The sequence below is a fragment of the Fuerstiella marisgermanici genome, assembly GCF_001983935.1.
In the GTDB taxonomy this organism is placed as follows: domain Bacteria; phylum Planctomycetota; class Planctomycetia; order Planctomycetales; family Planctomycetaceae; genus Fuerstiella; species Fuerstiella marisgermanici.
This window is the reverse complement of the sequence record NZ_CP017641.1, coordinates 4,087,453-4,114,314: the sequence shown is the minus strand read 5'-3', so window position 1 is coordinate 4,114,314 and position 26,862 is coordinate 4,087,453. Positions and strand designations below refer to the sequence as shown.

General features: G+C 56.6%; 16 protein-coding genes and 1 tRNA gene. 16 read left to right on the top strand and 1 reads right to left on the bottom strand.

All coding sequences use genetic code 11. The features are described 5' to 3' along the window. Positions 1-130: 130 nt before the first annotated feature. From Fuma_RS15410 to Fuma_RS15345, 13 genes are all read left to right on the top strand, one after another. On the top strand, positions 131-1,834 hold the full coding sequence (locus Fuma_RS15410; RefSeq protein WP_077024908.1) for a GspE/PulE family protein: 1,704 nt from the start codon (positions 131-133) through the stop codon (positions 1,832-1,834). After that, the gene (locus Fuma_RS15405; RefSeq protein ID WP_077024907.1) at positions 1,834-3,042 is read left to right on the top strand and encodes a type II secretion system F family protein; all 1,209 of its coding nucleotides are present in this window, start codon (positions 1,834-1,836) and stop codon (positions 3,040-3,042) included. Before Fuma_RS15410 ends, Fuma_RS15405 begins: the two co-directional genes overlap by 1 nt. A 42-nt stretch (positions 3,043-3,084) precedes the next feature. Then, entirely contained in the window at positions 3,085-3,666 is a 582-nt protein-coding gene (locus Fuma_RS15400; RefSeq protein WP_077024906.1) for a type II secretion system protein GspG, read from the top strand. 9 nt (positions 3,667-3,675) lie between these two features. Further along, positions 3,676-4,389, top strand: a complete 714-nt coding sequence (locus Fuma_RS15395) for a pilus assembly FimT family protein (protein ID WP_077024905.1) — start codon at positions 3,676-3,678, stop codon at positions 4,387-4,389. After that, on the top strand, positions 4,389-4,913 hold the full coding sequence (locus tag Fuma_RS15390; RefSeq protein ID WP_077024904.1) for a type IV pilus modification PilV family protein: 525 nt from the start codon (positions 4,389-4,391) through the stop codon (positions 4,911-4,913). The genes Fuma_RS15395 and Fuma_RS15390 overlap by 1 nt, the downstream gene beginning before the upstream one ends. Beyond that, positions 4,910-6,040 (top strand): prepilin-type N-terminal cleavage/methylation domain-containing protein, encoded by a 1,131-nt coding sequence (locus Fuma_RS15385; RefSeq protein ID WP_077024903.1) that lies wholly within the window; start codon positions 4,910-4,912, stop codon positions 6,038-6,040. Before Fuma_RS15390 ends, Fuma_RS15385 begins: the two co-directional genes overlap by 4 nt. Then, positions 6,037-7,692, top strand: a complete 1,656-nt coding sequence (locus Fuma_RS15380) for a type II secretion system protein GspK (protein ID WP_077024902.1) — start codon at positions 6,037-6,039, stop codon at positions 7,690-7,692. The genes Fuma_RS15385 and Fuma_RS15380 overlap by 4 nt, the downstream gene beginning before the upstream one ends. 8 nt (positions 7,693-7,700) lie before the next feature. Then, positions 7,701-9,359: a hypothetical protein gene (locus Fuma_RS15375; RefSeq protein WP_077024901.1), complete on the top strand. Its 1,659-nt coding sequence runs from the start codon at positions 7,701-7,703 to the stop codon at positions 9,357-9,359. Continuing rightward, complete coding sequence (locus Fuma_RS15370) at positions 9,356-10,237, top strand: hypothetical protein (RefSeq protein WP_077024900.1); 882 nt, start codon at positions 9,356-9,358, stop codon at positions 10,235-10,237. The genes Fuma_RS15375 and Fuma_RS15370 overlap by 4 nt, the downstream gene beginning before the upstream one ends. A gap of 452 nt (positions 10,238-10,689) precedes the next feature. After that, positions 10,690-14,643 carry a secretin N-terminal domain-containing protein gene (locus Fuma_RS15365; RefSeq protein ID WP_083732075.1) on the top strand — a complete coding sequence of 1,318 codons (3,954 nt, stop codon included), beginning with the start codon at positions 10,690-10,692 and terminating at the stop codon, positions 14,641-14,643. Beyond that, a complete protein-coding gene (locus Fuma_RS15360; RefSeq protein ID WP_145944199.1) occupies positions 14,640-15,698 on the top strand; it encodes a hypothetical protein in 1,059 nt (352 codons plus the stop codon). Before Fuma_RS15365 ends, Fuma_RS15360 begins: the two co-directional genes overlap by 4 nt. A 1,186-nt stretch (positions 15,699-16,884) precedes the next feature. Next, positions 16,885-16,958 (top strand) — tRNA-Arg (locus tag Fuma_RS15350). A gap of 185 nt (positions 16,959-17,143) precedes the next feature. Further along, positions 17,144-18,313: a tyrosine-type recombinase/integrase gene (locus tag Fuma_RS15345; RefSeq protein ID WP_077024896.1), complete on the top strand. Its 1,170-nt coding sequence runs from the start codon at positions 17,144-17,146 to the stop codon at positions 18,311-18,313. Here the strand turns inward: Fuma_RS15345 and Fuma_RS36855 are convergent. Continuing rightward, complete coding sequence (locus Fuma_RS36855; RefSeq protein WP_077024895.1) at positions 18,310-18,540, bottom strand: helix-turn-helix domain-containing protein; 231 nt, start codon at positions 18,538-18,540, stop codon at positions 18,310-18,312. The genes Fuma_RS15345 and Fuma_RS36855 overlap by 4 nt on opposite strands. Before the next feature lie 352 nt (positions 18,541-18,892). Here Fuma_RS36855 and Fuma_RS15335 point away from each other — a divergent pair, with 352 nt between their 5' ends. The 3 genes from Fuma_RS15335 (at position 18,893) to Fuma_RS15325 (ending at position 26,301) form a co-directional block, all read left to right on the top strand. Further along, the gene (locus tag Fuma_RS15335) at positions 18,893-20,314 is read left to right on the top strand and encodes an IS4 family transposase (RefSeq protein ID WP_077024894.1); all 1,422 of its coding nucleotides are present in this window, start codon (positions 18,893-18,895) and stop codon (positions 20,312-20,314) included. 273 nt (positions 20,315-20,587) lie between these two features. After that, a complete protein-coding gene (locus tag Fuma_RS15330) occupies positions 20,588-24,712 on the top strand; it encodes a CHAT domain-containing tetratricopeptide repeat protein (RefSeq protein ID WP_158521013.1) in 4,125 nt (1,374 codons plus the stop codon). 209 nt (positions 24,713-24,921) lie between these two features. Beyond that, complete coding sequence (locus Fuma_RS15325) at positions 24,922-26,301, top strand: alpha/beta hydrolase (protein WP_145944197.1); 1,380 nt, start codon at positions 24,922-24,924, stop codon at positions 26,299-26,301. Positions 26,302-26,862 lie beyond the last annotated feature (561 nt).

Below are 26,862 nucleotides of genomic sequence, written 5' to 3'. Positions count from 1 at the left end.
TAATTTCGGCGTTCGGCACCTAAAAATAGATTCCCGTACCCGTTGGTGCCACGGACTGGCACCCGCCTCCCGCCCCAATACCCGCCCGTTCCTCCCTCCCGATTGTCCTGCTCACGCAGGAGCTAATTCCATGAGTACTGCACTTCGTGTGGCCGCTGAGGATCGTGCGCGCCGCCTCTCACAAGCTGATCTCAAGCGAATTCGCAATGTGTTTTCCGACGGCGGAAAGCTTAGCGAACTGGCTCTGGAGTTTGGGTTTACCAACGAACTGGATCTGTTGCGCGGCATAGGCGATGCCATGCGGCTGCCGGTGATCGATCTGGCCAGCGAAGCGCCGGATGCGTCATTGCTGTCTGGGTTTCCCGTGCGACTCGTTCACCGTCACGGCGTTTTCCCCGTGGACAAAAATGACACGACGATCAAGATCGTGGTGTCTGATCCGTTCGACGTTCACGGCATCGACGCGGTTTCTGCGGCGACCGGGCTGTTTGTCGAATCGGTGCTCGCACTGCCGCACGAAGTCGCCACGTTGATTAAGACGCATCTGGGTGTCGGAGCAGAAACGCTGGACGGGCTGATGGCTCAGGCCAAAGACGACGACGACGGCCTTGAAGTGATCGGCGATCTTGAATTCGATGAATCCGAAGCGTCCGCGATGGCTCAGGAAGCCTCCGTGGTGCGCCTTGTGAACGACATTCTGGTCGAAGCCGTGAATGCGCGGGCGAGCGACATTCATATGGAGGTTCAGGTCACCGGCCTGAAAATCCGTTATCGCGTCGACGGAGTTCTGCAGACTCAAGCGGTCCCGACGGAACTAAATCGATTCCAGGCGGCCATCATCAGCCGCCTGAAAATCATGGCTCACCTGAACATCGCGGAAAAGCGAGTTCCCCAGGACGGTCGTATTAAAATTCGCGTGTCCGGTCGTGAAGTGGACATTCGCGTTTCCATCATTCCGATGCTGCATGGCGAAAGCGTCGTCATGCGAGTGCTGGACAAAGATGCGATGTCGTTTTCGCTGGCTGGCATCGGCATGGAAGAAGACGTTAACGAACAGTTTCAGCGTTTGATCCGGCTGCCTCACGGAATCGTGCTGGTCACGGGGCCAACGGGCTCTGGCAAGACAACGACGCTGTACAGTTCGCTGGCAGAAATCAAAAGCGAACGCAACAAGATCATTACGACAGAAGACCCGATCGAATATCAGCTGGAAGGCATCAACCAAATTCAGGTGAACCACAAGGTTGGCCTGACGTTTGCCGCCAGTTTACGCAGCATCCTGCGACACGACCCGGACGTTGTGCTGATCGGGGAAATTCGTGACTTCGAAACGGCTGAAAACGCAGTCCAGGCATCACTGACCGGTCATATGGTGTTTAGCACTCTTCACACCAACGATGCAGCGGGTGCGTTCATGAGACTGATCGACATGGGCGTCGAGCCGTTTCTGGTCGCCAGCACGGTCGAAGCCATTGTGGCTCAACGACTGGTTCGTACGCTTTGCAAAGAATGTCGCGAAGAGTACACGCCGACGTACGATGAAGTACCCGGCGATTTCCCCTTCGATGAAGTGGCCTACGGCGCCACAATCTATCGACCGACGGGTTGCCGGTCGTGTCGAGGTACCGGTTTTTCGGGTCGGCTGGGAATCTATGAACTGCTGAAGACTAACGACGAAATTCGCAAACTTGCGCATGACCGAGTCGGTTCAGACGTGATTGGCAAAGCCGCGATGGCCAATGGGATGAAGACCTTGCGACAGGACGGTTGGCGCAAAGTGTTTGGTGGTCTGACCAGCATCGACGAAGTTCTGCGAGTTACCAAGGCTGACTAATGCAGGAATTCGCTTACACCGCCAGGTCGATGACAGGGCAGGACGTTCGCGGCCTGATCACTGCCGACTCGCGCGGCGAAGTTATGGCGATGCTTTCGGAAAAAGCGTTGTGTCCGATTGATGTGCATCCGGCGAAGTCTCAATCGTTTTCGCTGAACTTCAATCGGCCCATCAAAACCGAACTGCTGGCCAACACGCTGACTCAACTTTCCGACCTGCTGGCGAACGGAGTTCCTTTGCTGCAGTCGCTGGAAGTGCTGATGCAGCAGTCGCCCAGCGAACGCATGCAGACTGTGCTGTCAGACATCCGCACACGCATTTCTGAAGGCGCTCAACTGCACGAAGCCATGGGCCACCATGAAGACGTATTTAACGAATTGACCATCAGTATTGTGCGCGCCGGAACGGAAGGCGCGTTTTTGGAAGAATCGCTGCAGCAGACGGCCGAGTTTCTGGAACGTACGGAAGAACTGCGATCCAAAGTGCGTGGGGCGATGGCCTATCCAGCATTCCTTGCGACAGCGGGGTCCATCGTGACCCTTGTTTTGATCGTGTTCTTCGTCCCGAAGTTTTCGGACCTGTTCGCTCAACTGGAACGGCAGGGAACACTGCCAACGGCTACTGTCATTTTGCTTTGGTTGAGCGACTTTTTGGGACGCTTCGGAATTTTGGTCGCGATGGCGATGGCCGGAGCGATCTACGGGTTGCGTAAGTGGGCTGCCTCTCGATCGGGACGGCAGAAGATTGACGGCGTCAAAACGAAGCTGCCGGTCTTCGGACCAATCTTCCTGAACGGAGCCACCTCACGCTTTTGTCGAATTTTGGGCACGCTGTTGCGAAACGGAGTTCCCATGTTGAAGGCGTTGGAAATCAGCAGCGATTCGGCCGGCAATGTCGTTCTGGGGACAGCGATTCGTCAATCGGCGGAAAACATTTCTTCCGGCGAAAGTCTGTCGGCTCCCTTGTCCAAATGCGGCCTGATCCCGCCAAACGTGATGGCCATGATCGGAATTGCGGAAGAAGCGAACAACCTCGAAAACGTTTTGAACAACATCGCCGACGGCATCGACAAAAAGGTGGCTCGGCAACTGGACACTATGGTCCGCCTCATCGAACCAGCCTTGCTGATGGTGATGGGCAGCGCAGTGCTGTTTGTCATCGTCGCGCTGTTGCTGCCTGTGTTCGAAATGAGTACCTCAATGAGTTAATGACACACTGAATAATCAACAACCTAACGGAGGAGATTTTCCATGAAGAAACAACACACAACTCAACGATTCCGCCGCACGATTCGGCGTGGTTTTACACTGACCGAACTGCTGATCGTGATGGCGATTCTGGTACTGCTGGTCTCCCTTGTGGGGCCTCGCCTGCTGGGCAGCAAGGAGAAAGCCGACATCAATTCCGTGAAGACGCAGATCGGAATGTTCCAGGCTTCGCTGGAACGCTACGCGATTGACATGAATCGATTCCCTTCCAGCGAACAGGGCCTGGCCGCCCTGATTGCGGCTCCTGCAGCAGACGCGTCCGGTGAGGGTGGTGGCGGCGAAGACGGCGGTGAGGCATTGGAACTGGAAGGCGATGATGCGAGCGGCGACGGCGGTTCGACGCCATGGGATGGCCCTTACATCAAAACCGAAACGCTCCCCAAAGATCCGTGGGGCAACAGCTACCGGTATGAGTTTCCTCCAACGCATAACAAAATGAATGTCCCGGACATCTGGTCGCTTGGCCCGGATGCTCAGGAAAACACGGACGACGACATCGTAAGCTGGACGGGCGATGGTACGGCCGGCGAAGGCGGTGATATGGCCGGAGACGATTTGGAATAGGTAAGTACCATGAACCAGTCAGTCCGATCTAACTTTCGACCGTGCAGCTCACCGCATCGCGGTGGGTTTACGTTGATCGAAATGATGATCGTACTGGCGGTGATGGCCGCAATGGCCGCGCTCACTCTGCCCGCCATGCGAGCTCCGCTGGACAAGAGCCGCTTGCGCGCCGCGGGGCGACAACTTCAGGCGGGCCTGGCTAAGTCACGAGCGACGGCGATTCGCGAAGGTGTGGCCGTCGAATTCGTCTACGAATCCGGCGGCCGGCGGTGGAAGATTCAGCGAACAAACGCCTCGCCCTTCGCATCCGCTAACGATTTGGACTCCGGCCCTGCCGCCGATTCGAGCATAGCCGATTCCGACGCAGCGTCGTTCGTGAGTAAGGTTGTTCGGGAAGGTTTGCTGCCGGATGGCGTGCGATTTCTTTCGGCCGCCGAAAGTGCGCTGCAGGTTGCTGAGGAGACATCCGTCGCACAGGACGTCGATGTTAATGTGGAGCTGGATTCTTCGGTAACGGCGTGGTCGGAGCCGATTCCGTTTCGCCCCAACGGGCGCAGCACGGATGCGTCGTTGACGGTGATCGGCAGCCGAGACTTCGCTGTTACGGTCAGTCTTCGAGGCTTGACGTCGGCGGTTAGCTATTCAGCTCCGTTTCGCCTGCCAGCCAGCGTGATGGCCGCAGCGATCGATGACGGCTCAGTGCCATTGGCGAGGTCACTGTGATGCGACGTGCAACGTTACATCAGCGGCGGCGAGGCTTCAGTTTGATTGAAGTCATCGTGGCGACCGCCATCTTAATGGGCAGCGTCATCGTCCTGGCTCGGCTTGCAGGAATGGGCCGCACGACTGGCCAGAAAGCACAGCGCTACGACGAGGCTCAGCGCGTGTGCGAACAAACGCTCAACGAAATTGTGCTGGGCCTGAGACCTCTGGAACCCGTGCAGCAGGCGCAGCTACAACCGGCGGCCGCGTTCGCGGATGAAACCGACTTGAACGCTGAAGCAAGCTCCGCAGCGGCGTTGTTTTCTGTGCAACGCAGCGAACAGCAATGGACGTATTCTGTGCTGACTCAACCTGTTGACGAAGTTCCCGGGTTAACACTCTTGTCGGTGGTGGTGAAATCTGTCGTACCGGAAGGCAGTATTGCACGGCCCACGACGTTTCGGTTGAATCGCTGGGTCAGGATTTCACCGTCTGAAGAATCAGCTTCGGACATGGAATCGGGGCTACTCGGAGACATCCGATGACCGGCCAATCAAACATCCGCATCGGTCGACGTCGCGGCTACACACTGATCGAAATGATCATTTCGATGGTGCTGGTATCGGCGCTGATGTCGTCAGTGTGGGGCGTTATGTCGCTGTACAACAGCCTGCTGACGGCGGGGCGAGATCAGACGACGCAGCAACAGTTAGTGCGTTCTGTTTTTCAACTGATCGACGAAGACCTGAGCGGAGTTATTGCGCCGTCAGAGCCTGTGGTGGCTGCGGCCATTGATGACCTTTCAGAGACGCTGGAATTCAGTCTTCCGGATTTTGCAGATTCATTTGACGACGAACCCCCTTCCGGGGCCCCGCCCGTACAGCTTTCGTTGATTGGAACCTCCACCGCGATGCGGTTAAGCGTGCGACGCTTTGTGGTACCCGTTCGTGAACCACCATCCGACATGGACCTGCTGAATGAATTGGGTGGTGGTTCGCTGTCCAGCGATTCGCCGGTGCCCGACGACGAAACCGTTGACGTGCCTGAATTTCAGACCATTGTCTATCAACTTCAGGCACCAGGCGGGGCGGACAGTCTGAATTCGCTAAGCAGCGGCTTGTATCGGCTGCAGGCGAACACGGCTGAGTTCCAATCGCTGATCGCTCAACAATCGACAGCTGAGCAGAACATGGCGACCGATGATGTGGGCGTCGGGCGAGCGACCTTGGAAGCTCTGCTGTTTCCGGCGGCTGATTCCCTTGCTGATGATGCCGAAGACACAGAATCGGAAATGCCCGCTGTTAGCTTCGAACGAATTCCGGAAGTTGTGGACTGTCAGTTCGAATACTTCAACGGGCAGACCTGGCAGGGCTATTGGTCGGCGAATGAAGAGTCCCGTCTGCCAGTCGCTGTGCGAGTATCCCTGGATGTGGTTTCCGGCACCGATGTTCAGCAGATGGACCTTCTGAACCCGCCCGGTCCCGACGCTGACCCGTTCGCTGCGCGAACCGGCGATGGTTCAGTCGCTGATGCTTCGACGCTGTCGGAAGCTGGTGCGGACGAGTCCGCAACGGTCATCCGTGCGACGCGATTCGAACGCACCATTTTGCTTGATGCTGTCCACAGTCCGGTCAGCGCATTGGCGGGTGGCATGGAGGGATCGTTTCGATGAAACGATTTTTCAGAAGCTCGCGGCAGGCTGATCGACACGGCGTCGTTTTGATTGTCGTGCTGGTTTTGGTCGTCATGATCGCATTGGCAGGCTTTGGCTTTCTGGCCGAAATGACGACCGAATACGAAGCGGCACGAATCAACGGCGACCTGCTGCAGGGGCAACAGATGCTGTTTAGTGCGGAAAGCTATCTGCTGACAATCTGCGAACAACGGGCGAAGTTTCCTGCTCAGGTTCCAAGGCTGCAAAACGCGCCGCACCTGTTTCAGGCGAAGACGCTTACGTTTACAGACCTGCCGACTGCGAATGCGGACGGCCTGAGTGAAGCGTCAGAAAACCGTTCGACCGACTTCGATATAATGTGGCGGTTCGCCGTGGTGGCAGACATGCCTGACGTAGATCTGGCTGCCGCGGCAGATTCGGGATTGGAACAGCTGAGCAGTGAGTTCGACGAAACCAACCTGCAGAATTCGCCAATCCAGTTTGGTCTTCAAAACGAATCGTCGCGTCTGCACCTGGCGACTGTGTTGCAGTGGGATTTCGAAGAACCGGGCAGGGGCCGCCGCGCACTGTTGCAGATTCCCGGCATGACAGACGAAGCGGCCGACGGCATTCTGGACTGGATCGATGCTGACGATGACGTTCGCGAATTCGGCGCAGAATCCGAATACTATCTGAGGCTGGACCGTCCGTATCGTGTTCGTAACTCTGTCCCCGAAAGCTTGGAGGAACTTCTTTTCGTCAAGGGTGTATCACGAACCGCGTTTTACGGAAGTGGTCGTTCGGAAGTTCAAACGGGAGACGCTTCAACAGATCAAACTGAAGCCGACGGCTGGCATCAGCATCTGACGGTGGTATCTGCCGAACGCAACAGCGACTCAAGCGGAGAAATGCGGCTGCGATTGAACGGCGACACAGCGGCGGTGACGGCAAGCGACCTGCAGGAACTGGAATCACGGTTGCAGGCTTTTCTTCCCGAAGACGTTGCTCGTTATGTGGTGTTGGCCCGTCTGTTTGGGATTTCTTTTTCCACTTCGCCCGGTGTCCCACCGCTGACCATCAGTACGAATTCGCCGGAATTGCGAAGCCACGCCTCTGCGTCGCCGTCGCTACCAATCACTAATCTGAGCGACCTTGTCGATTCTTCCGTACAGTTGCCGCCATCCGTTGGAGGGCAGCTGGTGAACAGTCCACTGCGATCGGACGAACCTTCGTCACTGGCGACGTTTGCATTGCTGGAGGATCGACTGACGACGGAATCGACAGATGTCGTCACCGGCCGAATCAATATCAACCATGCATCGGAGGCCGTTCTGCGAGCACTCATCGACGACCCGGCCGCCGCGTCGCAACTGGTTCGACAACGAGAAAGTATTGACCAGGCTGAACGGCAGTCAACATTGTGGCTGCTGACTCGCCAAATCGTCGATCTCCCGACGTACCGGCGTATCTATCGGCACCTGACAACGGGCGGCAATGTCCATACAGGCGAAATCATCGTTTATCGTCCGGTCGGAGGCCCCGTGCTGCGGCGAAAAGTCACGATCGATGCTGCCAACGAATCTCCTCGAAGACTAGACTGGCTTGATCGATCTGAATTAGGTCTTTCTTTATCGATTGGTCGTTTAGAAACCGCCGTCGCGGAATTCTGATATTTTTCATGAGCAAACTACTCGCTGTCAGCTGGAACCCGTTCTCACTGCGATTCGTCTACGGCGAATCAGGCAAGAATGGCGTCCTGCGCGTCATTCAGTCAGGAGAGCGCCCGACCGCGCTGCCTTCTGCGTCGGATGATTCTACGGATGCCAGCACGGCAGAAGATGCCGCGCCCGCAGCGGCATCTGCGGAAACAGATCCGGTCGCATGTCTTGTCGCTTTGGTGAAGGAACTCAAAGCATCGAAGGCTCGGCTGCTGCTGTGTGTGAATCGAGCAATGGTCGATTCGGCGACGTTTGCTGTTCCGCCGGCGAGTGACGCTGAACTTCCGGCGATCGTCCGCAACATGGCGTTAAGACAGTTGCCGGGAATGACGGAAGACAGTGTAATTGACTTCATCGCTTTTCCGGAAACCGACGAAGGTCGTCGCACCGTAAACGCTATGGCACTGGCCGAAGCAGATCAGCAACTGGTTCAGCGGCTTGCAACCGAATCCGGATGTGCTCAAGCCAGCGTAGTTGTGGTCACTCACTCACTGTCGCTGTTTGCTCCTCCACCAGACGAAGACGATTCGTCGGCGACGCTGCTCATCAGTAAAGGGCATCAGTCGGCTCACATGTTGGTCACGCACCGCCAGCTTCCCGTCATGTCGCGAAGTCTGCGGCTGGCTCCGGCAATGAAGGGCGATGAGGAAGCCGAGTATATTGCCGTCGAAGTTTCTCGAACACTGCTCACGGCCGAATCGGTCGACGGACCGGACATCGAAATCGGTCACGTGGTCGTGATTGGTTCCGAACTGGAATCGTCCGCCCTGGTCGCGGCTCTTACGGATCAACTGGGCATTGGGGTTGATCGAAAGTCGATGCGTTCGCTGGTCGAAGGCGAGGCCGGTGATGCTTCGTTAAGCGCTTACGCTCCTTTGGTGGCGACTCTAAAGCTAACGGCGATGGGGCAGCCCCCGCCAGTCGACTTCCTGCATCCCAAACGTCCGCCCAAAGCCACTCAAAAACGTAATCGCATTTTGGCCACTGTGGCTGCAGCAGCCGTCTTGATCGGCGTCGGCTGGTACTACGTTCATATGCAGTTTGCTGACGCGACGGCAGAAAATGTTGTGTTGAAGGCACGGCTGCGTGAACTGGATGAACTTGTGAAAGAAACGCGTTCCAAACGCAACCTGGCCAAAGTACTGGCGGCCTGGGAAAAGAGTCGCCTGAACTGGCTGGACGAACTTCGCGACATCACCATTCGCACGCCTTCCAGTCCGGAACTGGTTCTGCAGCAGTTCTCCGGTGCAGCGTCTGGCTCTGGCTACACGGTTTCGTTTCGAGGAATCAGCCAGAGTCCCGATGTGATTCGCAAAATGGAAGAACAACTCCGCGATTCCTGGCACGCACCCAAAACGCCAGGCATTCGAGAGATCAAAGACGGCAAGAAGAGTCTCTGGAGTTTTCAAACCACGATGCCGTTGAAAAGTCGCAGCAAAGACAAGTACACCAGCCATCGCACGGCCGAACCCAGCGAAGTGGCGGCTGCTGCGTCCGTTAAGGCAGCCAGCAAGACGACTTCGAAAGCTTTAACAAAAGGTCCCGCCCCGAAGACTGCTAAGGCGCCGACCGGCAGCAGCAAGAGTATCAAGGCCACAGCTTCGGGAGGTCAGCGATGAAGCTGGAGCGACAACAAATTCTGCTTGGGTTGCTGATTCTAATGGGCGTCGCTCGCGCGGGCGACTACGTGCTGTCGTCCATGATTCAGGGCCCGCTGCGGCAGTTGAATGGCGAGAACAACGAACTGCGTGAGAACATCAAAAAGCGCGAAGCCTTGTTGGCCGAGAGCCGTGAAGCCGGTCAGAAGATTGTGGCGTGGCAAAAGATGTCGCTGCCATCCGATACGGAAACGGCTCGATCGCTGTACCGAAACTGGCTGCTGGAAACAGTTCGGTCCGCAAAGTTAAGAAGTGCGACGGTGGATTCCGGTTCGCCCGCCAATCGTCGCGGCTTGTATCGGTCCATGCCTTTCAACGTGCAGGCGCGAGGAACTTTGCCGCAAATTACGACCGCTCTTTTTCAGATCGAAAATTCGGCTCAACTGCATCGCATTGTCAATCTGCGGCTTAGTCCCGTTTCGACGTCAGGCCAGTTCGATTGGTCAATGAGCGTCGAAGCGTTGGTGGTGCCGGGCGCCAAAAGAAAGTCGCTTCCCAAAGGCACGTCAGGCAACCTGGCGTCTGATCAGTTGCGAGACTACGGTGTGATTGCACGCGACAACATCTTTGGGATCGGCATTAACAATCAGGATCCTATGAAGCTGACGATCCTAAGTGCGGTGACGTACCGCAACGGCATTCCAACGGCGTGGATTACAGAGCAGATCAATGATCGAGTTCACAAGTTGGCCGCCGGAGCCGACTTCGATACCACAGCCTTGAGCGGTCAGATCGTCGATGTGAATGAGGAGAGCGTCGTGATTCAATCGGGCGAAGACCGGCTCACGCTGAACATTGGTCAGAGCTTTGCTGAAGCCACGCGGCAATCAGGCACATAGGCGCTGTTCCGCAAGCTGGGCTCCGCAGATCGTGCGGCATTGGGCTTCAGCGCCGGCCGGCCTCAACCTCTCCCAGCGCAGCGTTGGGGGAGAGGGGGCAACGAGGCCACGATCTGGCCACGTCGCCTCCACGAAGACGACGCTCGAACAATGCCGCCTGAGAACTTCGAAGGCGCTCAAGAGCGTGGGCGGCAGTGTGCCGACGCCGATGCTCCCGCAGATTCCGCAGGAATCAGTTCGCCAGCCCACATCCCTATCTGCTGCGCCAGGAATCTCAACAGCAGCATCTGCCGCTGACGGCAAGGACCGCAGCAATGAAACCGGTCTCCAGTGATCGGTCATGCCATTCGCCGTTGTCGGGCAGGCAGCCGCGAACTACGTTGTCGCATTGGACTCCGGGAAATCGACAGTGGTCGGTCTCCTGAAACGGTCATGTTCCAGGGAGCGGCGGAATGAAACAATGGTGGCACAGTATGGCCACGGCTATCGCCACAGTGATGGTCATTGGCGCGACCTGCAGCAATGCAGGCGGGCAGTGGGAAGAACAATCTTTCCGCATCTATTCGGTGAAGCACGTTGCGCCCGTTGAAGTGCGCCGTATGCTGAGCGAATTGCTCGGCGACCAGGCGGCCGGTGTTCGCGTGATTGCCGACGCAGAACAGAAACAAGTGGTCGTCAGCGGTGGACCCACCGTCCAGCAGTTGGCGAGTCAGTTAATCAAAGAAGTCGACAAACCGTCGGCCGTTCAGACCGCCGCCCCGTCCGTCCTTCCCCGCGCCGCATTCGAAGCGGCTGTTTTGAAAAGCTATTCCGTTTCCGCGCAGGCATTGCCGCAACGGCTGCCGCAGATTCGCGAGATCGCCGGACCAGACGCAAAGATCACCTCAGATCAGCAACGGGGCTTGGTCTTCGTCGTGGCGACTCCGGCCAGGCATCAGGCGCTCGAAAAGCTGTTAACTTCACAAAGCCAAACACAAAACGCTACACCATCGCAACGCCTGGGACAGTGGCCGTCGAGTACCCGTGCTGTGCCTGTTGAGGTGGCTGATCCGTCGGTGCTTTTCCCTCAGTCAACTGTCACGGCTGTTTCGTCGACCACGGAATCCAAATCAATCCGACTGCAGCAAATCACAGCTCAACAATGTCAACAGGCGCTGAAGCGACTGTTGGGCACTCAACTGCAGGATCTAAACAGCAATCGCTTTCGGTACACAACCAATGAAACGTCAACCGCCATGCTGTCGTTCGACACCGACACGCATGTTTGTCAGTTGCAGGGCGATCGCACTCTGGTCCGCCAGTTCGCGGCGTTGATCCAGCGTTTCGAAGATTCTCAAAGCCGAACGACGGGACAATCGTTCCGTTTTGTGCCGCTAAAAAATGTGTCACCGGATGTTTTGAACAAAGCCATTAACCTGTGGAAGCAGACATCCGGTTCCGGCGAAGTAATGGAGAACGCTCAGAGTTCAACGGCTGACTTGTGGGCCAACCTGCGAGTTCGACCGGCCGGGTTTGTTCAGCAAGTGGATGACGATGCCAACAAAGCTGGCCCAGCCAACGCACTCGGAACAGCGCCTCCGCCTGACAATTCAGACGCTGGTTTGCGGCGTCCATCGAGTGATGTCACGGTGCAACCGTTGCCGGATCTGGATGTGTTGATCCTGCGAGGACGCGATCCCGACGTCGAAGAACTGGTGCGCATCATTCAGGAAATTGAAAAGCTGAGTGACGAAACCGCGCCGGAAATCGAAGTCTACTTTCTGCAGCATGTTCAGGACGGTGCGCTGAATGACGTCATCGAAGACGTCATGGACGAACTCACTGGTCCGTTGCAGGGACGCATTTCAATCACGCCACTCGTGAAGCCGAATGCGTTGCTGCTCATCGGCTGGGGAGAAGCCGTCAATGCGGCCAAACAGCTGATCCGCAAGCTGGACAAGCCGGTTTCGCCGGGCACACAAATGAAAGTCTTTCCGCTTCGCTTTGCCCCGGTGGCTGAAGTAACACAGATCATCACGGAATTTCTGAACGGTCGCGGCGGCATGGGGCCGGACGTGAACGTGTCATCGAATCCGCGGACCAACAGCCTGATCGTGAACGCATCGCCTCGCGATATGGAAGAGGTGGCTCAGCTAATTCAGAGACTGGATGTGGGATCGGCCGCTTCGGTCAATCAGGCCAAGATGGTGCGTCTAAAGAATTCTCTTGCGACCGACGTAGCTTCAACGATTACATCGGCCATCACTGCGGCGCGAGGCGGTACGACTGGACGACGTTCGGCAGCCCTGGAAATGTTGCTTGTCCAGCCGGATGGCCAGCGAGTAGTTACGTCGGGACTGCTGGACAGCGTAACGCTGACACCAGACGTTCGAACCAACAGTATCTTTATCACGGGGCCGGAAGAAAGTTTGCCGCTGATTGAGCGTCTGATCGAACAGCTGGACGAATCACCAGCCGCCTCAGCTCAGATTAAGGTCTTCGAAGTTCACAATGGCGACGCCAGCGAGATGGTCCTGCTTCTGCGTTCGCTGTTTCCGGTAGCCACAACGTCGACGGTACCTCAGTTGGCCACAGCCGACGGCGAATCATCGCTGGTTCCCGTTCGTTTCTCCGTCGACGTTCGTACCAACACGATTGTTGCCACGGGGACAAGCGGTGACCTGCAAATTATTGAAGCGCTACTGCTGAGATTGGATCAGACGGAATCTCAGGATCGAGTCAATCGCGTCTATCGCCTGAAGAACTCGCCTGCCACTGATGTCGCTCGAGCAGTCAACGACTTTCTACGCAGCGAACGCATTGTTAGTCAGGCGGCTCCTGGACGATTAAATCCATTTCAGCAGATCGAACAGGAAGTCGTGGTCGTGCCGGAACCCGTACGCAACTCCCTGATCATCAGCGCTACGCCTCGCTACTTCGAACAGATTCTGGAGCTTGTCGAAGACCTCGACGAGCAGCCGCCTCAGGTAATGATTCAAGTCATTCTGGCTGAGGTCGACCTGGACAACTTTCATGAATTCGGCGTGGAGCTTGGACTGCAGGACAGTCTGTTGTTTGATCGCAGCTTGCTGGGTGAACTCCTGACGACAACCGTCACCGCAGCAGAATCAACGGCGGCTGGAGTTGTCACAACGACCAGTCAGAATATTGTCGGAGCTACCAATTCGCCAGGCTTCGACTTCAACAACAATCCTTTGGGCAACAGCGGCAGCACTCAATCCCGCGCCACATCCGGGACCGTGGCCGGTCAGGCGTTGTCGCACTTTAGTTTGGGCCGAGTGAACAGTGATTTGGAATATGGCGGACTGGTCCTTTCTGCCAGCAGCGAAAACGTTAGCGTGCTGCTGCGAGCATTGGACCAAAGCGGCAGCATGGAAGTTCTCAGCCGTCCGCAAATCATGACACTGGACAACCAGCAGGCATTTATTCAGGTCGGGGAACGCGTGCCCCGAATCGTGAACAGCCAATTGACTCAACTGGGACAAATTAACAGCCTCGAACTGGAAGACGTTGGGCTTTTGCTAGGCGTCACACCTCGCATCAGTCCCGAAGGCCATGTTGTTATGGAGATCGATGCGGAGAAATCTGAAGTCGGTCCGGAACGAGACGGTATTCCAATTTCTGTTTCCAACGACGGTTCCGTCATCCGATCTCCTCGCGTCGAAGTCACGACGGCTCAAACCACCGTGAGTGCGGCCAGCGGACAGACGATCGTGATTGGCGGGCTAATTACAAACAGCAACCAGACGTTAAGCCGCAGGGTACCTTGGCTGGGCGACCTGCCATTGCTGGGCAACCTGTTTCGGTACGACGGGCACACGAATCGCCGCACGGAACTGCTGATCATTCTGACGCCGCATGTGATCGCTGGACGAAGTGAAGCCGAATACCTGAAGCAGGTCGAAATGTCGCGTATGTCATGGGTCTCATCAGACGTGTTTGAATGGCTGGATGCCGGACCAGACACTGTCGGCTCGATGAATGACGACGGAGTGCCGGTGATCTTTCCCGATGGAGCACCAGTCATTGAACTGGCTCCGATTCCGAATACCACACCAACGCAGCAGCAATACCTTCATCAAAAAGACGGGATGGATGTCCCGCCAACGCCCTCCGAAAACCCGGGCCTTCCCATTCCTGAATTGCAGTCGCGTTCGTCATCGCAGTCCGTGCAGCAAGTTGCTTTTGCCGAACAGCAGAAGTCCGACGTGACCTCACCTGATAACGAACCACAAACCGCGATAAACGCTTTGGCAAATGGTCAGGTCGATTCCACAACGTCCGTTCGTAACGCGGATATGAAGGTCGAAAAAACAGTCTCCGTCAGCAGGACAGGTAGCGCCATCAAGGCACCCGAAAAGCCAGAAAAGAAGTCGAGGTTCGGTTGGTTATGGAAGGCGAAATGATGAATTCATTAGCATCTCAACCGGCGGCAACCATCCTCCTTAGTTCAACGCGCAGGCTGCTGTTTATCGCCTTGTGCGTCGTATCCGGGGGCTGTGCCTCAATGATGCCTTCGTCGCGCAACTGGCTGGAAAAGGAACCGGAATTCGTTTCGCCCAACAAAGTCATTCCGGTGTGGTCTGATACCGTGTTGCATCAGGCGGGAAAGGCCGGAACGCGCGGCTGCGGCGGGCGAATCATGTTCTATTCCGGCGACGGCAAACGGGCCGTTCGAGTGGACGGATCGCTGGTGGTCTATGCATGGGATGATTCGAAACCACAAAAGGATCGTCAGCCGGATCGCAAGTTTGTTTTCCCGAAAGAAGATTTCCAGAAGCACTACAGCGGATCCACGATCGGAGATTCTTATAGCTTCTGGCTGCCGTGGGATGCGGCAGGAGGCGAGCGGAAAGAACTCACACTGGTGGCTCGTTTTGTAAGCCGCGACGGAGCCGAAGTAACGTCGTCAGCTGCCAAAGTCATCCTGCCAGGAGCCGTACCGCTGCCGGACAAGGATGTCGTCAACCGAGAAGATACTTCGTCACCGGATGAACCGAAGCAGCCCCCGTCCGGTATTCAGCAAGTGGCGTTCGAGCAAACAAAGGACTCGTCAACTTCCAATCACGCGCTACAGAACCAGCATTCGTCGTATCCTGCGACCGGTATGACCACGTCTGAGATTCCACTGACCGACGGATTTCTGCGACGAAACATGAATGGCACTCAACCCGCAGCGTTCTCAGCCGGTGACCTGTTCGCAGATCCAGCAACGGATCAACGGTCGACAGCCGAACGCACCGACACTGATTCGTCTTCGTCTGCGGTCGCCCCGACACAGACATCAAGCGGCGCCGGTCACGACATCTCCGGTGCACCTACTACTGTGCAACCTGGAGGTCGTTCTTTACGTTTTCGAGACCGGGTTCGAAATTCGCGAGAAGCTCAGCGATCCGTCGGTCGTGCTCTGTCGGAACGGTACCAGACAGGATCACGGACCGCTCCGTGGGAGCAGGATTGATCTTCAGACCGTGCCGGCGAACTAACTGTCGCAGCGCCAACGACATCCGCGGCAATTCTGCAGCAGAACCCCTCGGCGGATTGGCCGCGTTCGAATTCGAAAGCGCCGGATCCTGTGTTGTTGAGTCCGGGACAGTTGGCCCCGGATCGACTCTGGTCGGCACCTCAAAATCAATCTTCACGCGTGGAGCGTACAGCCCCGTGCGTGGGATGGTCAGCGGACGATTCACTCGTATCGTCGGCTGTTCGCGAAGCCCTGTGACAGCCGACGTGACGTTTCCATCGTTGATTGCCTGCGTGTTCCCGACAAAGGCAGCGGCCGCTTCTTTGTCTGTTCCGACAAAATCACTTGCCGTCCGCGAACCTCGAACAAACCGCCGGTCCTGTGTGACCGTCCCCGCTGCATTGGGGGCCGTCCTGCTGGCTCCGCGAGTGTTGCGTCCAACATCGCGTGGGCCAAACAGCTGAGCTTCAACAGACACCGTGCTGAACAGAAGCAGGCACGTTATAACTAAAGATCGCATACGCATTCAGAGTTCTCCAGTGCTCGGCTGCGGGACAAGAGCAGTTGCTCTTGAGACGAGCTCGCGGTTGTTCCGCAGCGCCACCTGCATTCTACCACACTCACAAAGCATGGCCCAACATTCCTCCAGCTCGTAGCGGTTCACGTTCGCAGTGTTGAGTCATGCTGGTCAAAGCCGTCAGCAAGGTGCGAGCTTACCTGAGCGGCACATCCAAACCCCGCCCCAAAACCAAGCAAGACAACAACAGGTCCTCGTTCCGGCACGATAGCAGATGCACAGCTGTCAGAAAGTGAACGACTCCCTCCGCGTGAACCACGCAAGATCTGGACGGCAGGCCATGATGGCGGGCATTCGCCCGTTCAAACACCGCACGCAGCCACTTGTGCCAGACCGTGGCTGAAAAGTCATCTCGCGAGAAATTCTCCCAATTTGCCCGCATTCACGGGCAGCGTAGAAGCCGAACCTTCCCATTTCCGCACGTCCCAACGTTTCCCGCAAAATTTCTTCGCCCATTGGCCGTTCCAGTGTGGAAAAAATGCAAATTCCTGGTATGGTTCCGCAGGCTTCCGGGCGAATCGCCAGGCCGCCGAAATCAAATTTTTCTCAACGGTTCCGGCCGGTCAAATGAACCATAGCCGCTGGCAACACTGAGAACTCAAACACGCATCCGTAGCTCAACTGGATAGAGCACCGGTCTTCGGAACCGGGGGTTGGAGGTTCGAATCCTCCCGGGTGTACTTTGCTACGAAACGACTTACGTCAAATCGTGGCTCAATCAGATTTGCTTCGGTACAGAATTTGATACAGAATATCGCTTAGGCCAAACGAAAAAGGCCCCGATCAGCTGCAACTGATCGAGGCCTGAGCAAACCTTCGGCTCGCTCTCTTGTGTTTACCCACTTAGAGCTGGAGGAGTTTTCAAATGGCACGCCAACCAAAACCCTGGTACTGGACGGCACGAAAAGCTTGGTTCGTCACCATCGACGGCAAGCGACACACCCTTGGTCGCGAGAAGAAGGCGGCGCATCTGCGGTTCCATGAGCTGATGCGGAAGCCGATCAAACGGACGGTCCCATGCGAATCCGTTGTCGCAATTGCTGACCGATTCCTCGAATGGGTTCATAAGCATCGGTCGCCGCACACTTACGAATGGTACCGTCACCGGTTGGAACGGTTCGCAAGAAAGCACCCCAGCCTCCTGATCCGTGACTTGCGGCCGTTTCACGTGCAGGAATGGGTGGACGATTACCCTGAGCTGAAACAGACAACCAAACGCAACTACATGCGGACAGTCAAACGCTGCATGAAGTGGGCTCTGCAGCAGGGGTATGTGTCCGAGAATCCGGTTGAGCACTTGGAAGTACCGGGTGCCGAACGCAATGAGACCTTGATCACGCTTCACGACTTCGAGGCTCTGCTCAGCCATTGTCCTGATGAGAACTTCAAGGATCTTGTGATCACGACCTGGGAGACAGGTTGCCGCCCACAAGAGTCGTTGCGAGTCGAAGCACGTCACGTTGATCTTGCGAACAGCCGCTGGCTCTTTCCTCAACAGGAATCCAAGGGCAAGAAAGCTCCACGGATTGTCTACTTGAGCGAAGTGGCTCTTGAGATTACGAAGCGCAGGATGGCTGAGTATCCAACTGGACCGCTGTTTCGTAATTCTCGCGGAAATGCATGGACGAAAGACTCGGCCAACTGTGCGGTGGACCGCGTGCGTACTCGGATGGGAAAAGGCGAGATGCAGCGACGCGGTATTACGATCACCGCCGACCAGATTGCGACGTTCATCCCCAAGCTGAAACAATCGCGTGTTGTCAAGGGTGTGGAGCTTCCAAAGTCGCACTCCCAGCTGAGGAGTGAAGCGAAACGAAAACTGAATGCGGAATGCATTGTCGACTTGGTGCCGAGATACTCGCTCTACAAGTTGCGGCACGCATGGGCGACGCGAGCGCTTCAATCGGGATTGGATGGATTGACTGTTGCGGTGCTTATGGGCCACTCTGACCCCAGCACACTCGCACGGGTCTACCAGCATCTGTCTCATGATCCGACTCATCTGCTGAACCAGGCACGTAAAGCGGCGGGCTAGAGCTTGATATGCTTGAGGCGAGGCTGCGGAACTTGCGGAGCAGGTTCCGCGGCCGCCTTGGATTCAGCCTGTTTGAGAAATGTCGCAATGTTCTCGAGTGAAATTCGAATAACGCCACGTCCAGTGCCAATTCGATGACAGTTCAGATGCTTTTTGCTGATTAGTGCATAGACGGTGGCACACGACACCTTGAGGTGATCAGCTGCCTCTTGGACGGTTAGGAACATGGTCAACCTGCAACGACGGAATTCGTCTGGACCTCAATGGCCATGGCGACTGCGGCCAGTCCAGTTCTGATGGCGCCTACAGATATGACGCTGCCGCCCGCCACAACGGAAACGGGGCCACTAAAGCCATGATTGATACCCGAGCGCTGTCCCACACCATCAAATTCTGAGGATCAGGCTGGATGAATTGGCCTGGCAGAGTAACCGTGAAGGGCGAACCTTCGTCGGTTGGTCTCACGAATGGCACTTAGAAATGGTGCAAGTGCTTGGCGCAAAATGACATAGGCACAGAGACCGATCTGGCGTAGATGTGAGGTGTCACCCCATCCATCATCGGCAAGGAGGTCGCAAGATGCGTTATTCGAAACACGGTTGGTTTCGGGAGCAGTTTGGCGTGCTGAGACGGCAGTTTCTTCAGGAAGGTGAGCTACCGTTTACGAGTGTTTTGTCCGAGGAGACGATTTCGCCGGCGCTTCAGGAAATCGATGCGTGCTGGAAGGACAGAATCTTCAGCCCGTTGGTCACTCTGTGGGTATTTCTTGGGCAAGTACTCAGTATTGATCATTCCTGTCGAGGAGCTGTCGCGCGACTCGTCACCCACCGTGTTTCGCAAGGACGGCCTCCGTGCTCTGCGAAAACTGGCGCGTACTGCCAGGCTCGAAAACGTCTCCCCGAAAGATTCTTTGCCACAATCACGGCCATGGTCGGTCGAGCCCTGGATTCTCAGGTTGAGAAGAAGTGGCTTTGGAAAGACAGATGTGTCTACATGTTCGATGGAACGACGGTAAATATGCCGGACACTGTCGAGAACCAGGAAGCATATCCACAGACATACAATCAGAAGCCGGGTCTCGGCTTTCCCATCGCTCGAGTCGGAGCCATTGTTTCCCTTTCGTGCGGCGCCATCCTGAACCTGGGCTTCCGCAAATATGCAGGCAAAGGACAGGGAGAAGTCAGTCTCTTGCGGGAATTATGGGACGTCCTTCGGCCCAGGGATGTTCTTCTGGCCGACAGTTTGATGTGCAATTGGACCTCAATTGCGATGCTCACGGAACGCCGATTTGAATTGGTAAGTCGCTTAAACAAGGCCAATCGGAAGGCAGATTTCCGCAGGGGAGAACGGCTCGGGAAAGATGACCATATCGTTCGTTGGCAGAAACCCAACTCGATTCGAGCCCTCGACCGAAAAGCGTACAACGCGCTCCCGGCCAGCGTGACCGTTCGAGAGGTGCGCGTCCGCGTTCAGCAGCCGGGATTCAGGACCCAAGTCTTTGTCGTCGTCACAACACTCCTCGATCCGAAGCAGGTGACCCCGAAAGACCTTGCTGATCTGTACAGAGCTCGGTGGCACAACGAACTCGATCTGCGTTCCATCAAATGCTCGTTGCAAATGGACGTGCTGCGTTGCAAGACACCAGATCTGGTGCGAAAGGAAATCTGGACACACGTCCTCGCATACAACCTGATTCGCACGGTCATGGCACAATCAGCGAGCAGACACGGAATCGAGCCCCGAACAATCAGTTTCAAAGGAACGCTCCAGATGTTGGAGGCCTTTCAGCCGCTGATCGCGTATCACGGACACCGCGGAGCTGATTATCGCATCGCGCTGTATCACGGATTGCTCGATTCCATTGCTCAACACCGAGTAGGTAATCGACCGAATCGATTTGAGCCGCGCAAGCGAAAACACTGGCCCAAGAAACTTGATCGAATGACAAAGCCACGTCACGTGCTGAAACAGGAGATGCTCAAAGGAGTTAGCAATATCTAAGTGCCATTCGTGTTTCACACCGACGCAGGTTAGTAACTTGACCGTTCGCGACTCATGTCGGTTCGTCATTGGTCACGAAATAAATCCTTGCAAGTTAGCCCATAGAAAACAAAACACATCACGCGGCAACTTTGTCGGCCGTTTTTATTGCGCGGACCGGCAAGGGATCCTGACGGTTTGGCGAACAACCAAGTTGTAGAAAGCTGACGCTTGTACAAATGGGCCGTAGTGGTGATGATTTCAAGACACCCTCCCCCTGCCGGAGAACTGCCCGTGGCGACCAGTGATCTTGTTTTCAACTTCTCCAGTCCTGAACAGGTGACTGTCTCTTACGACGGCACGGGTTCGGGCCGGTTTGAATTTGTGAATCCGGTCACGGAGAAGGACCGCCAGGATATTCGCTGGTACGTGGAAACGTACGGAGCCCATTCTCTGGCCGAGCCGGATGACAACGAGGCTCGGCGAATCGAAGCTCGACTGCCGGAAATCGGTAGGGAACTGTTCAAGGCGGTTTTCAACGTCAACGCCAACGAATTCCCGGAAGGCTCACCAGCCCTCAAGCGATACAACGCGTTCCAACAGGGTGAGTCAGGCGATCGAGTGATCACGATCGAATCGGAAGACGCTTCGATACTGTCGATTCCGTGGGAATTGATTCATGATTCAAAGCAGTTCCTGTTCACCAAAAAGCCCCACATCAGCATCCGACGTAAAATCAGCGGAGCGACGGAGGGTGAGACACCGTTCAAAGTCGAACCCAAACAGCAGTTGCATTTGCTGTTCGTCGTCAGCCGTCCCACGGACGCCGGGTTTATTGATCCACGAGCCGATCCTAAAGCGGTCCTGGATGCCGTGGAAGAATTCGCTCCGGGGCGAGTCACCTTTGAATTCCTTCGACCTGCCACTTTGAATACGCTCATCGCCAGACTGGATGACGACACGAAGCCGGTCATCGACATTCTGCACTTCGACGGGCACGGTGTTTTCAAACAGGTGTCCGAAGAGGATGTTGAGAAGCAACCTGGGATGTTCGGCAGGTCCGTGCAGAGTGCGATCCTGCGTGAACGAGCGACTCGTGATGACGGCCAGCCTGGCAAGCCGGTCGGAATTGGCTTTCTGGTCTTCGAAAAAGACGATGGGAAAAAGCAGTTGATCTCGGCAGACGACCTGGGCGAGAAGCTGCACAAGTCCCGCGTCGCCTTGGTCGTCCTGTCCGCCTGCCAGACAGCATCGCTGGACGAAGAGGGCGACCCAATGGCGAGTGTCGCTGGACGACTGACATCCACCGGCACGCCGGCCATCCTGGCGATGACACATTCCGTGCTGGTGACCACCACCAAAACTCTGTTCGGCAAGTTCTACGAAAGTCTGGCTCGTGAACGCAGCATTGGCCGGTCACTGGATGATGCGCGAGTTTTCCTCGCGGATAACCCGGAGAAGTTTGAAGTTCGGCGAGGCGACAAACGCGAAATGCTGACCCTGAACGACTGGTTTGTGCCGACGTTGTTTCGCAGTGGTCCTTCGTCGGCCATGCTGACGGAGTCAGACGGGCCACCGACCGAACGACCCGTTGCTCGTCACAATCTTCGCAAGAGCGGCCAGACAGGATTCTTTGGTCGCCGTCGTGAGCTATGGGACATCGAATGCTGGTTTGCGGACAAAGCACGACGAATTTCGATCACGGGTTTTGGAGGCCAGGGAAAGACTGAACTGGCCCTGGAAGCCGGACGCTGGTTATTGCGGACGGGCATGTTTCACCAGGCCGTGTTTATCGACTTTGCCAGCGTTCAGTCGGCGGACCCGGTGTCAGTGGCCGTCAGCACGATTTCGGCCACGGTCGAAGAAACTCTGATCGATGCCGACGCCGTCACGCAGACGTTGCAGGACACTCCCACGCTGGTGATCCTGGACAATCTGGAAACGTTGGCTGAAGAACCTCTGCAGGATCTGCTGACGGCGGCATCGGCATGGTCGCAGGCTGGTCAGTCGCGAGTTCTGCTGACCAGTCGACGACCGGAAACCGGACATCCTGATTTTGCTGTCCAGGGCACGCATGACCATCAACGAATCGTGCTGAAAGGACTGGGCGCAGCCAATGCCCCCGATGATGCTCTGGACTGGTTTGCCGAACTCGATCGTCTGCCGAGTACACAGCAGCGGCAGGTGCCCCCACCCAAACGCGATGACCTGATTCGGTTGTTTGATCGAGTGCGGTTTCATCCGCTGTCGATCTGCGTGCTGGTCCAGCAGTTGAAGTCACGCACGGCCGGTCAACTCGAAACACGGCTGGAGCAACTGTTATCGGAAGACTCCACCAGTCTGGTGGCGGAGGAGGGAACTCCGGACAGCCTGGTGGCCTCATTGCAGTTGTCTTTAGAACGGCTCAGCGATGAAGAACGCCACGCCGTACGTCGCCTCGGCGTGTTTCAGGGCGGAGCGATGGAAGACGACCTGCTGGCCATCACGGAACTGGGCGAAAGCAATCGCCAGCGTGAACAGCTTCAATCGCTGTTGTCAGCGCTGGAAGGCGGTGATCCTAGCGTGCTGCTGAAGATGATGGGCAAGGATCTGCCGGACGACGCCGAAGTCCCGCCCGAGTTGTTGCAGCAGTTGACGAACGACCCGGAGTGGCAGCAACACATTCAGCAGCTTCGCGACCAATTGGCCGCGTTGCCGGAATCGGCGGCGGACAACATCTGGCCAGGTCTGCGGCAAAATCTGGAAGCCGCGGCCCTGATCGAAGCCGAATCGATTCTTGGTGTCGGTCCGCCGTTTCTGCGTTTTCATCCCACACTGGCACCCATGCTGTGGGGCAGCCTGTCGGCCGAGGAACGGGAATCCCTGGCCGTCGCCCACCGCCAGCGCTATTATGCTCTGGCCAACTATCTGTACAAACAGGACAGCAAGAATCCTCATCAGGCCCGAGCCATCGTACGCCGCGAATTGCCCAACCTGCTGCACGCGGTTCATGGTGCTCTGGACGCCAGCGATGCCGACGCGGTCGATTTTGTGGACAGCGTCAACGGGTTCCTCAACAACTTCGGCATGACCCGCGAAGCAGCATTGCTGACTCAGCGAGCCGAACAGGCGGGCGGCGAACGCGGTTCGGAGTCGTGGTTTCTGGCTCAATCGAATCGTGGCGAACAACTACTGTCTTCTGGCCAGGTCGGTGATGCGGCACAGATCTTTACCGACATCCTGGAGTCACTGGGAGAGAACCCCAGCTACAACCGTGCAACGACACTCGCTCGTCTCGGCGGCTGTTACAAACATGGCGGACGTCCAGATCTGGCGGAAGCCACCCACCGGAAGGGTATCGCAGTCACCGAGCAACTGGAGGAGACCGATCAGGTGAAACGGCACCGCGGAGTGCTCCACACGGAGCTCGCCGATGTGTTGGCGGACCAAGGTAAATACGGCGAGGCGCGCGAACATTATGAACTGGGACTCAAACCCGCGAAAGAACTGAATGATCTGCGACAACAAACCGTCACGCTCGGACAACTCGGCATGCTGGCCATGCTGGAAGGTGATCTCGCCGACGCCGTGAAGCGATACCGTGAGGCCCTCGAATTATTCCAGCGACTGGGCGAACCGGCGATGGAAGCTGTCGCTCAGCATCAGCTTGGCATGGCGTTTCAGGAATCGAAACAGTGGGAGCAGGCCGAGCACCATTACCGCGAGTCGGCTCGCTTGAAAGAGGCTCAGGGAATGTTTGGAGGCCAGAACGGCGTCGAAACTACATGGAACCAGTTAGCGGTGGTCGCCGAGTCATCCGGAAAACCCGAGGCCGCGGAAATCTGGTATCGCAAGGCGATCGACGGCGGGCGGAAAACCGGCGACACGGCCAGCGTTGCAAAAATGCTCAACAACTTGGCCGTTCTCCTGCAAAGCCAGCCGGGACGTCTCGACGAGGCCCGCGAACTGGCTGAGGAAGCTCTGGCGATCAAGCAGACTCTCGATCCCGGTGCGGCAGCGATTTGGAAGATATACGAAATCCTCGCCCAAATCGCCGATCAGCAGAACCGGCCGGACGAAGCCGTCGAATACCGCCGCCAGGCCCGCGAAGCCAAACGCAACTTCGCCGGTAACGCTCATGAGATGAAACGCCACCTTCCAGTCATCGTCGGCGTCTTGCGGGCGATCGAACAACCGGAGACGGGCGACGATTTCCGTGCCGCCATTGCCAAGATGGAAGAGCACGGCTGGGGCAATCTCGTCGGAGCAATCAACGAAATCCTGGCCGGGGAACGCAACGCCGGCGCGCTGTGTGCAGCGTTGGATTTCGAAGATTCAATGATCATCGAAACCATCCTCGCCGCGATTGACGATCCAACCACACTCAGCGACCTCCTTCCGAAAGACAACGAGACAAATGACGGCGGCGAGTCAGAGTAGGCTCTGTCCCACGATTCGTGAGCGGCAAGGCGCTAGCCGCCGGTGAGACCCTACAACCCGCGGCTAGCGCCTTGCGGCTCACAAGTCTGCTGCCGAAATTCCCATTGCGGGACGGAGCGTAGGGCCGGTTCCTACCGGCCAATAACCCAACACCAAAACAACGGCCGGTGGGAACCGGCCCTACAAAGGCTGACAACAAGATCTCACGCATGAAACCGTTTCACCTGCAAATCCGATTGGACCTCGAAGCCGCGTCGGTTGCCTGCCAATGGTTCGGTTCGTCCGGAATTCACGCCGAGGGCAACACGCAATTCGCTCTGCAGGAAAACGCAGATGCCTTGCTTATCCCTGATCCGTGCCTCATCGACCTGCAACCGTTGCTGGCCGAAATCGCGGACGAAACGATTTCTTCCGCTGAACAATTGGCCGATTCCGACGAATTCCTGCTGCTCCGTGATCTGCTGGCGGCGGACGACTTCACCGACCTGACAGAGCAACTGTTTAGGTTCCTGTATCCGCTGTCGCAGGATCGCAGCAGATTCGAAGCCGTGCAGAAGTCAACGGACGATCGAGTCTGGGTCGATCCCGACAATCGGCTGGTCCGAGTCTGGTTTGCCACGGACCGCAAACCGGTTGAAGCCGACGATGTCCTGCAGCGTTTCAGTTCCAACCAGTCGTCGGACCAAATCACGTACGGCGTCTGCAATGTGTTCATCCCACAAAGCCACAAACCCGGTTCCACGGGAACCGCATGGTGGCGACGCTGGATTCGGCTGCAACCGGACGATTCACTGCAACTGCAGGGCCTGCATGCTCTGCCAAACGACGTCTTCCGGGCCGGCATTGCAAACAGACTGGAAACCTGGTGGAACTCGGGTGAGCGGAATGTGTTTGTCTACATCCACGGATTCAACGTCAGCTTCGAAGAAGCGGCCATCGGTGCCGCTCAGATTGGCTACGACCTGAAAGTCCCTGGCGAAATGGCGTTCTACAGTTGGCCTTCGCAGGGAAAAACGTCTGCCAGCGGGTACACGGCCGATGAAGCCACCATCACGGCCAGTGTGAAACACATCGCACAATTCCTGCACGAACTGTCCGAACACTCAGGTGCCGAACGCATTCACATTTTCGTACACAGCATGGGCAACCGAGGGTTCCTGAGTGCCTTGGAACGCCTGGTGGCTCAGGCTCGACCGCAATTGAGTCTCGGCCAGGTCTTCTTCTGTGCTCCGGACGAAGACGTCCGCACGTTCAAGGACAAAGCCACCACGTTTCCTCACGAATCCGAAAACCGCACGCTGCTGGTTTCACCTCAGGACACCGCTGTCCTCCTGTCGAAGGAACTCCGAGGTGGCCTGGACCGAATCGGCTATGTGCCGCCGGTGACAGTGATCGACGGAATCGACACCATCGAAGTCGGTGGCTTCGATATTTTTCAACTGGGCCACGGTTATTTCGCTCAGGCAGAACCAGTCATCCACGACATGAGAGAAGCCATCACAACCGGTCGTCCGGCCGCCAAGCGACCGATTCCTCGCCCCTTTAACGATCACTTTGTGATCGATGTGAGCGACGAACCGAAGACGTAGAAGGCCAACACTTGATACTTGAGTCATTGTTGGTGTCGCCACTTGACGAGAACAGAGTTGTGTGACTCGAGCGTTTTAAGCCCTGGGCGAAGGCCGTCTCACCCTCACGCAGTTTGACGACATCATCACGAACGATGTAGGAAGCCATGCTATTGAGCGTCGAAAGTCCGTTGCGGGAGCCCTTGCATTTTTACGCACCATGGGCCGCGTTGTGCCACCGCGATGGTCTGGTGTTGCAATCCCTACGGCGTCGAGGAACATGTGGAAACGGGTTATACGAAGGCCGCCACCGAAACTGCGTCGGCTTCATCGTCCGACGCTGCGAACTGCTTTTGGACAGCGCGCGTCGGTCACGACCGAGGGGATTCTGGCTTTCTTAGATAAGGGCTCGTCACACAGGAATTGCGACTTTCTGCAATCGGAGGCCAGGCTGCCGTGCCGTTCAAGTCTGACCTGGGAATTCAGACTCAAGCAGACGCCGCACGACATCTGCTATTGCAACGTCGTTGCGGCAGCACTCCAGCTTCACACGGGAGTGAAGCGAAACTGGAACATCCACGG

Bases quoted from the DNA above. Each gene is read 5' to 3' on its own strand.
- Fuma_RS15410 (WP_077024908.1), top strand. From the start codon at position 131: ATGAGTACTGCACTTCGTGTGGCCGCTGAGGATCGTGCGCGCCGCCTC.
- Fuma_RS15405 (WP_077024907.1), top strand. From the start codon at position 1,834: ATGCAGGAATTCGCTTACACCGCCAGGTCGATGACAGGGCAGGACGTT.
- Fuma_RS15400 (WP_077024906.1), top strand. From the start codon at position 3,085: ATGAAGAAACAACACACAACTCAACGATTCCGCCGCACGATTCGGCGT.
- Fuma_RS15395 (WP_077024905.1), top strand. From the start codon at position 3,676: ATGAACCAGTCAGTCCGATCTAACTTTCGACCGTGCAGCTCACCGCAT.
- Fuma_RS15390 (WP_077024904.1), top strand. From the start codon at position 4,389: ATGCGACGTGCAACGTTACATCAGCGGCGGCGAGGCTTCAGTTTGATT.
- Fuma_RS15385 (WP_077024903.1), top strand. From the start codon at position 4,910: ATGACCGGCCAATCAAACATCCGCATCGGTCGACGTCGCGGCTACACA.
- Fuma_RS15380 (WP_077024902.1), top strand. From the start codon at position 6,037: ATGAAACGATTTTTCAGAAGCTCGCGGCAGGCTGATCGACACGGCGTC.
- Fuma_RS15375 (WP_077024901.1), top strand. From the start codon at position 7,701: ATGAGCAAACTACTCGCTGTCAGCTGGAACCCGTTCTCACTGCGATTC.
- Fuma_RS15370 (WP_077024900.1), top strand. From the start codon at position 9,356: ATGAAGCTGGAGCGACAACAAATTCTGCTTGGGTTGCTGATTCTAATG.
- Fuma_RS15365 (WP_083732075.1), top strand. From the start codon at position 10,690: ATGAAACAATGGTGGCACAGTATGGCCACGGCTATCGCCACAGTGATG.
- Fuma_RS15360 (WP_145944199.1), top strand. From the start codon at position 14,640: ATGATGAATTCATTAGCATCTCAACCGGCGGCAACCATCCTCCTTAGT.
- Fuma_RS15345 (WP_077024896.1), top strand. From the start codon at position 17,144: ATGGCACGCCAACCAAAACCCTGGTACTGGACGGCACGAAAAGCTTGG.
- Fuma_RS36855 (WP_077024895.1), bottom strand. From the start codon at position 18,540: ATGTTCCTAACCGTCCAAGAGGCAGCTGATCACCTCAAGGTGTCGTGT.
- Fuma_RS15335 (WP_077024894.1), top strand. From the start codon at position 18,893: ATGCGTTATTCGAAACACGGTTGGTTTCGGGAGCAGTTTGGCGTGCTG.
- Fuma_RS15325 (WP_145944197.1), top strand. From the start codon at position 24,922: ATGAAACCGTTTCACCTGCAAATCCGATTGGACCTCGAAGCCGCGTCG.